6 protein-coding genes and 1 tRNA gene are annotated in these 7,059 nt (G+C 58.3%); 4 read left to right on the top strand and 3 right to left on the bottom strand.

Annotation, left to right across the window (positions count from 1 at the left end; translation table 11 throughout):
• Nucleotides 1-130 precede the first annotated feature (130 nt).
• The 4 genes from gyrA to APM_RS15910 all read left to right on the top strand — a co-directional run bounded on the left by gyrA (nucleotide 131) and on the right by APM_RS15910 (nucleotide 4,062).
• A complete protein-coding gene (gene gyrA / locus APM_RS15925; protein WP_007424416.1) occupies nucleotides 131-2,863 on the top strand; it encodes a DNA gyrase subunit A in 2,733 nt (910 codons plus the stop codon).
• Nucleotides 2,856-3,365, top strand: coding sequence for a pantetheine-phosphate adenylyltransferase (gene coaD / locus APM_RS15920; protein WP_007424415.1), 510 nt, complete (start codon nucleotides 2,856-2,858; stop codon nucleotides 3,363-3,365). Before gyrA ends, coaD begins: the two co-directional genes overlap by 8 nt.
• Nucleotides 3,362-3,916, top strand: a complete 555-nt coding sequence (locus tag APM_RS15915) for a peptidylprolyl isomerase (RefSeq protein ID WP_007424414.1) — start codon at nucleotides 3,362-3,364, stop codon at nucleotides 3,914-3,916. Before coaD ends, APM_RS15915 begins: the two co-directional genes overlap by 4 nt.
• 70 nt (nucleotides 3,917-3,986) lie before the next feature.
• Nucleotides 3,987-4,062, top strand: a tRNA-Lys gene (locus APM_RS15910).
• Between the two features lie 422 nt (nucleotides 4,063-4,484).
• Here the strand turns inward: APM_RS15910 and APM_RS15905 are convergent.
• From APM_RS15905 to APM_RS19880, 3 genes are all read right to left on the bottom strand, one after another.
• Nucleotides 4,485-4,907 (bottom strand): hypothetical protein, encoded by a 423-nt coding sequence (locus tag APM_RS15905; RefSeq protein ID WP_039888986.1) that lies wholly within the window; start codon nucleotides 4,905-4,907, stop codon nucleotides 4,485-4,487.
• Nucleotides 4,908-5,095: 188 nt separating this feature from the next.
• On the bottom strand, nucleotides 5,096-5,665 hold the full coding sequence (locus APM_RS20675; protein WP_158005005.1) for an energy transducer TonB: 570 nt from the start codon (nucleotides 5,663-5,665) through the stop codon (nucleotides 5,096-5,098).
• Between the two features lie 260 nt (nucleotides 5,666-5,925).
• Nucleotides 5,926-6,816 carry a cell envelope integrity protein TolA gene (locus tag APM_RS19880; RefSeq protein ID WP_011942049.1) on the bottom strand — a complete coding sequence of 297 codons (891 nt, stop codon included), beginning with the start codon at nucleotides 6,814-6,816 and terminating at the stop codon, nucleotides 5,926-5,928.
• Between the last annotated feature and the right edge of the window lie 243 nt (nucleotides 6,817-7,059).

Genomic DNA, 7,059 nt, shown 5'->3' with positions numbered 1-7,059 from the left:
CCTGCGCCGCCCGACCGGTCCGGCGCCGCGCGGCCTCGCGGACCGGATTGCCGTTGTCATCGCCGGGCTGACCGGCCGCTGTTGAGCCGCACCCCTCGCCCCCGCGCGGCGCAGGTGATATGACGCCGCCATGACTGACACGACCGACCAGACCGAAGGGCCAAGCGGCCAGGTGCCCGTGACGATCGAGCAGGAGATGCGCCGCTCCTATCTCGATTACGCCATGTCCGTGATCGTCTCGCGCGCCCTGCCGGATGCGCGGGACGGGCTGAAGCCGGTGCATCGCCGCATCCTGTATGCGATGCAGGAGTCGGGCAACACGCCGGACAAGCCCTATCGCAAATCCGCCCGCATGGTCGGCGATGTCATGGGCAAGTATCACCCGCATGGCGACGCCGCGATTTACGATGCCGCGGTCCGCATGGCCCAGGGCTTCTCGATGCGCGTCCCGCTGATCGATGGCCAGGGCAATTTCGGCTCGGTCGACGGCGATCCGCCGGCGGCGATGCGCTACACCGAGGCCCGCCTCGCCGATGCCGCGATGGCGCTGCTGACCGATATCGACAAGGATACGGTCGATTTCCAGCCGACCTATGACGAGAGCGACAGCGAGCCCCGCGTCCTGCCCGCCGCCTTCCCGAACCTGCTGGTCAATGGCGGCAACGGCATCGCCGTCGGTATGGCGACCAACATTCCGCCGCACAACCCGAGCGAGATCATCGACGCGACGCTGCACCTCATCGCCCAGCCGGACGCGACGCTGGATGACCTGATGCGGATCGTCCCCGGCCCGGATTTCCCGACCGGTGGCATCATTCTCGGCCGTTCCGGCATCCGCAGCGCCTTCGAGACCGGCCGCGGCGGCATCGTCGTCCGCGCCCGCACCACTATCGAGGAAATCCGCAAGGATCGCATGGCGATCATCGTCAGCGAGCTGCCCTACCAGGTGAACAAGGCCACGCTGCTCGAACGCATCGCCGAACTCGTGCGGGCCAAGGAAATCGAGGGCATCGCCGACCTGCGTGACGAGAGCGACCGCGAGGGCATGCGCATGGTGATCGAGCTGAAGCGCGACGCCACGCCGGAAGTCGTGCTCAATCATCTATACCGCTTCACCCAGATGCAGACCGGCTTCGGCATCAACATGCTCGCCCTCGATGGCGGCCGGCCGCGCCAGCTCGGCCTGCGCGATGCGCTGGACTGCTTCATCACCTTCCGCGAGGACGTGATCCTCCGCCGCTCGCGCTTCGAGCTGAACAAGGCGCGCGACCGGGCGCATCTGCTGGTCGGACTCGGCATCGCGGTGGCGAATATCGATGAGGTGATTGCGCTGATCCGCGCGGCGCCGGACGCCGCCTCCGCCCGGATCGCCCTGATGGCGCGCGACTGGCCGGCCGGCGATGTCCGCCCGCTGCTCGAACTGATCGACGATCACGGCAACCAGATCTCGCCGGATGGCACCGTGCGCCTGACCGAGGCGCAGGCCCGCGGCATTCTCGAACTGCGCCTCCAGCGCCTGACCGGGCTCGAACGCGAGAAGATCCAGTCCGAACTCGCCGAGGTCGGCCGCCGCATCGGCGAGTTGCTCGAAATCATTGCCTCCCGCCCGCGCCGGCTCGAGGTGATGCGCCACGAGCTGATCGCGATCCGCGAGCGCATCGCCGCCCCGCGCCTGACCAGCATCGAGGACAGCGTCGCCGACCAGGACGACGAAAGCCTGATCGAGCCCGGCCAGATGGTCGTCACCATGACGCGCGACGGCTTCATCAAGCGCACCCCGCTCGAAGCCTTCCGCGCCCAGAACCGTGGCGGTCGCGGCCGCGCCGCCGCCTCGATGCGTGGCGACGACGTGATCACCCGCAGTTTCAATGCCCACACCCACCAGTTCGTGCTGTTCTTCAGCCAGGGCGGCAAAGCGTTTCGCGAGAAGGTCTGGCGCCTGCCCGAATCGGCGCCGGCGGCGAAGGGCAGGGCGATCGTCAACATCCTGCCCGAGCTGAACGGTGACGCGATTACCGCCGTGCTGCCGTTGCCGCAGGACGAAAGCCTGTGGAACGACCTGCACCTCGTCTTCGCCACCGCATCGGGCAATGTGCGGCGCAACCGGCTGGCGGATTTCCGTAATGTGCGCTCGACCGGCCTGATCGCGATGAAGCTCGACGAGGGCGACCGGCTGATCGGCGTCGCCACCTGCCGCGAGGGCGACGACGTGTTCCTCGCCACGCGCCAGGCCCGCTGCATCCGCTTCCAGATCACCGACGATACGCTGCGCGTCTTCGCCGGCCGCGACTCCAGCGGCGTGCGCGGCATCCGCCTCGGCGCCGGCGACGAGGTGATCTCGCTCTCCGTGCTCCGCCATGTTGACGCGGACGTGGACGAGCGCGCGGCCTACCTGAAATACGCCGCCGCCCAGCGCCGCGCTGGCGGCGAGGAGCCCGAGGCCGATGCGGTGGAAAACGACGAGACGGCGGCCGACATCCAGCTGACCTCCGAGCGGATCGCGGCCCTGCAATTGGCCGAGGAAATGATCCTCACCGTCACCACCGGCGGGTTCGGCAAGCTGTCCTCGGCCTATGAATACCGTGTCACCGGCCGCGGCGGCCAGGGCATCACCAACATCGCGCTCGCGGCGCGCAACGGCCGCGCAGTGGCCGCCAGCTTCCCCGTCCGGCCGGGAGACGACATCATGCTCGTCACCGACCAGGGCAAGCTGATCCGCGCCCCGGTGGACCAGGTGCGCATCACCGGCCGCCAGGCGATGGGCGTGACGCTTGTGCGGGTAGAAAAGGACGAGCAGGTAACCAGCGTCTTTCCCGTCATAGACGACGGCGACGACGAAGCCGGGGAGGAACAGGATGGCTGATGGCGGTCTGATCGGGCTGTATCCGGGGACTTTCGATCCGATCACCAACGGGCATATCGACATTATCGGCCGTGCCGCCCAGCTCTGCTCGAAGTTGGTCATCGGCGTGGCCCGCAATGCCGGGAAGGGACCGCTGTTTCCCACCGCCGAGCGCGTCGAGATGGTCCGCGCCGAGATCGCGCCGATCGCCGAACGCACGGGCACCGAAATCGATGTGCAGGCGTTCGATTCGCTGCTGATCGCCTTTGCCCAGCAGGTCAGCGCACAAGTGATCGTGCGCGGGTTGCGCGCCGTCTCCGACTTCGATTACGAGTTCCAGATGGCCGGGATGAATGCACGACTCGACCAGCGGATCGAGACGATCTTCCTGATGGCAAGCGAGCGGCACCAGTTCATCTCGTCGCGTTTCGTCAAGGAGATCGCCCAGCTGGGCGGCGACATCTCGAGCTTCGTTCCGAAACTGACGTTGGAGAGGACCCTTCGCCGGGTTGGCAGACCATGATCATCAGACGCCGCACGCTTCTCGCCGCCGCCGCTTCCACCCCCCTTGCCGGAGTTTTCATGTCCGAATCCGCTTCCGCCGCCAGCACGTCGAACACCATTCACATGACGCTGCCCTTCGGCGTCGTCACGATCGAGCTGCGCCCCGACCTCGCGCCGAAAACCTGCGAGCAGATCCGCACGCTGACCGCGCGCGGCTTCTACAACGGCTGCGAATTCTTCCGCGTGATCGCCGGCTTCATGGCGCAGACCGGCGACCCCACCAACACCGGCACCGGCGGCAGCAACCTGCCCAACGTGCCCGCCGAGTTCACCGACAAGGCAAAGTTCCTCACCGGTTCGGTGGGCATGGCCCGCACCAGCGACCCGAACAGCGGGAACAGCCAGTTCTTCATCTGCTTCGCTCCCGCCGCCTGGCTTGACGGCCAGTACACCCTGTTCGGCCAGGTTACGGCGGGCATGGACTATGTGGACGAGATCAAGAAGGGCCAGGGCCAGAGCGGCCGGGTCACTGACCCGACCAAGATCATCAAGATGGAACTCGCCGCGTAATACCGGCAATCCGCCTCAGCCTCTTGACGAACCCCGCCGGAATTGGTCTTTCCGGCGGACACATTGGTGAGAGCCCGTAGCTCAGTTGGTAGAGCACGAGACTTTTAATCTTGGGGTCCAGGGTTCGAATCCCTGCGGGCTCACCAATAAATCAAAGACTTAACCGACTATTAGATCGCAATTCGGACCTAATTCATAATTTGCGGACTCAATGCGGACTCACCAGAGATAAATCCACACTGTTTTCACGCATCCGTGATGGCTTAATAAAGCTGCCGGATTCGGAAGGGGTGGGTGCCGGGAGGTGGGGAGTAGAGCGGGAACGCTCAGAAGCCCCGGTTCACCCCCTCGCGAGAATTTTGAGATTTTTTCAGACTGCTTAAGTGGGTTGCTTGTGCAGGCTGGGCAGCGCCTTTGCCCTCGTTTTTGCCGTCCCACCTGTGCCCGGCGCGGCCACAGCCGTGGAGCGGGAAAGAGAGCACATTCGGGGGTTTGGTCTTAGCGCCAAACGAAATCGCCCGGGCGGATGACTGGGACCGGGCGACTTAGATGTCTTGATGCGACAACGTCAGAGCTTGTCGGCAACCTTGTCGAACACTGCGGTCGCGCCTTCGGCGAAGCCTTTCACGAAGGCATCGCTGACGTCGTTTCCGGCGTTTTCCTCCCAGAACGCCTTCCAATCGTTGGAATCCATTTCGTCCTGCGGGTCGATCAGTCTTTGGAGAGTGCCGATGTCTATGTCCAAGCCCTCATGTACGGCATCGGAAATCCGGAGCAGGTCTTCATATTGAGCGGTGCCCCTTGCCCAACTAGCTCCGCAGTCCTTGCCGTCCTTCGTATTGGTCGAATTAAAGCGCTCTTTGCTCAGTCGCAGGCGCTCGATAACGTTGTCCATGTTTTCAGGTTCCTTAAAAATAGAGTGAGTGGCGATAGCTTGTCGGATGGCGTCTTGTGCGACGTTGGACCAATTTATCCGGTCCACATCATCCATCCGGGATTTCAATTCATCAGGCACGTATATTGTAATGCGAGGCATATGCATACTCCAACAAGACTATATGCACATATAGAAAATATATGGCGCATGTCAATACCTCGTTTCAAATATGCATACATTCAGCCAACTAAGCCACTTTGCACCGTGCAGGGTGCCCGAGCGAAGGGTAGGCTGCCAATCGACTATTGTAGTTGGTTCAAACTTCCCTGCTTTGCCTTGGCGTAGGCTTCGCAGGCGTCCTCGGTTCTGAAAAAAGTATATACCGTTTCCATCCCGTTCGACTCTGGCTCCGCAACTGTCACTCCGACGGGCATTCCGTGTGATCGTTCAAATATGTTCACTGCGTCGTCCAAGCCATTCAAACGATCAAACCGAATCAGCTTTGCCGGATCGCGCGGAACTGATGGGATACATTCGTCATCGTTTGTAAGTGCAAACCAACGTTTGGCATGATCTGATTTTTTGTCTGATTTATGCGGTTTAGGAAATGATATGGATATTGGCATCACGTATAAACGGGATTTTTTTCCCGTGAATTTAGAAAATTTTGGAATATTCGCCTTACTCAGAGCAGCACGATCAATAAGCGGATTTCCACTACTCCGATATATTTTTTCTGATTTTACAGTTCCATTTGGAGCAACAGTGAATTGGACAAAAGCAGTACCAGACATCGAACTTTGCGGACTTACGTTAGTTTGGTCCAGTGAATTTCCGTTTGCTTTCGCGTTTGCTATGATCGGTGTTGCCACTGTTATAATCGCCACTATCGATAGCCTGAGATATCTCATGACGCCCCCATCATTCATTAGCGTTTCACCCGGAAATGAAACTCGAAGTAAGTGAAATTATAACTAATTATCACCGTAATGAAGTATTGTATTATTTTAATCGTGCCTATCCGGTTAATCCAGACCCCAGCTACATGTAGTGGACGATTTTCGTCGCGACTGACAAAATGGGGCTGATTTTGTGGTGTATGGGTTAACAGGATAGGCATGTTTTATTGCAATCAGGGATTGAACCGGAATGTAAAGGTATGCACTGTGCCGAGCATATAGGGCGGCAGCGGTAGTTTGGCGCATTTGTAGTTCTTCGCGGCTGACACCGCGCGCTGTGCGAAGGCGGCGAAGACAGGATCACCCAGCTTGCCCTGGTCGGCTGGTGCCACTTCGGCCTCGCGCACCACACCCGAAGCGTCAGTCGTTACCTGCAACAGCACGCTGAAATCCTGCACACCGGGCGCGCCGGCATCGATGCCCCAGCAGGGGCGCACGGCATTCGCGATTGCATTGAGTTCTGCCGCAGAGAGGTCCAGCTTAGTGGAATTTGAGTTGCGTATTTCCTTCACAGCCGCTCTGAGGGCTGCCAGGCCGTGCAACTTAGTGGAATTTGAGTTACCTACTGCCTTTGAGGCGTTATCTTTTGAAATTGGCAATGCAGGTATTTTCGCTTTCATATTTAACGGAAAAACCAAATTGGAAAATACATCATCATCGTAAATGACATACCGCTTGCCATTTTTAGAAAATGTTTCAAATTCTAAATTCATATTTAGGCTGGAAATTTTGTAATCGCCGCCAATTCTATAGCCAGACATTTTTGTCTCGCATAAATAATTGCCGGTTGTTGTTTTGTGCGCCCATATTGTAGAAAATATAGAAATAAAATGCTTGCCGTAAATATTTTTAAATGCCATGTTTTTTATAACTATTTTTGAATAGCATGGTGGCGTATTTATTGTCCCATCAGACACTGCCAAATCATTGAGCTTCTTCCAATTAGATGTTGGCATTTTTATTTCTGGAAATGGATAATAGAAAGTCTTCGCCGATGCGCTGTTTATCATGAAAAACACAAGAGCATATGAAAAAATGCACAATCCGATATTTGCCGTCTTCATTCTAACCTCCCGGTTTATTGATATGAGAAATCAATTAATAAATTGCCGCTCCCTACCTGCCGCAAAAAATGCTCAACGATTTTTGTAAATAATAAACTAAGCTTTTTCAAAAACACTGAATATATATTTCGTGCAATCTAGGATTGCGGCCAATCACGGTCTTTACCGTCGATTCCTAGTTGCCGAGCAAGTTTGAACAACGCAGTTCGGTTTTTCATCTCGAACGCCAGTTTCAGCACCCGA

The organism is Acidiphilium sp. PM (assembly GCF_000219295.1).
GTDB classification, from domain to species: Bacteria; Pseudomonadota; Alphaproteobacteria; order Acetobacterales; family Acetobacteraceae; genus Acidiphilium; species Acidiphilium multivorum.
The sequence above is the reverse complement of the archived record's forward strand: the minus strand, read 5'-3'. Positions and strand labels throughout refer to the sequence as shown.

Excerpts from the sequence above, each read along its gene's own strand:
- APM_RS15915 (WP_007424414.1), top strand. The coding sequence starts at position 3,362 with ATGATCATCAGACGCCGCACGCTTCTCGCCGCCGCCGCTTCCACCCCC.
- APM_RS15905 (WP_039888986.1), bottom strand. The coding sequence starts at position 4,907 with ATGGATGATGTGGACCGGATAAATTGGTCCAACGTCGCACAAGACGCC.
- gyrA (WP_007424416.1), top strand. The coding sequence starts at position 131 with ATGACTGACACGACCGACCAGACCGAAGGGCCAAGCGGCCAGGTGCCC.
- APM_RS19880 (WP_011942049.1), bottom strand. The coding sequence starts at position 6,816 with ATGAAGACGGCAAATATCGGATTGTGCATTTTTTCATATGCTCTTGTG.
- coaD (WP_007424415.1), top strand. The coding sequence starts at position 2,856 with ATGGCTGATGGCGGTCTGATCGGGCTGTATCCGGGGACTTTCGATCCG.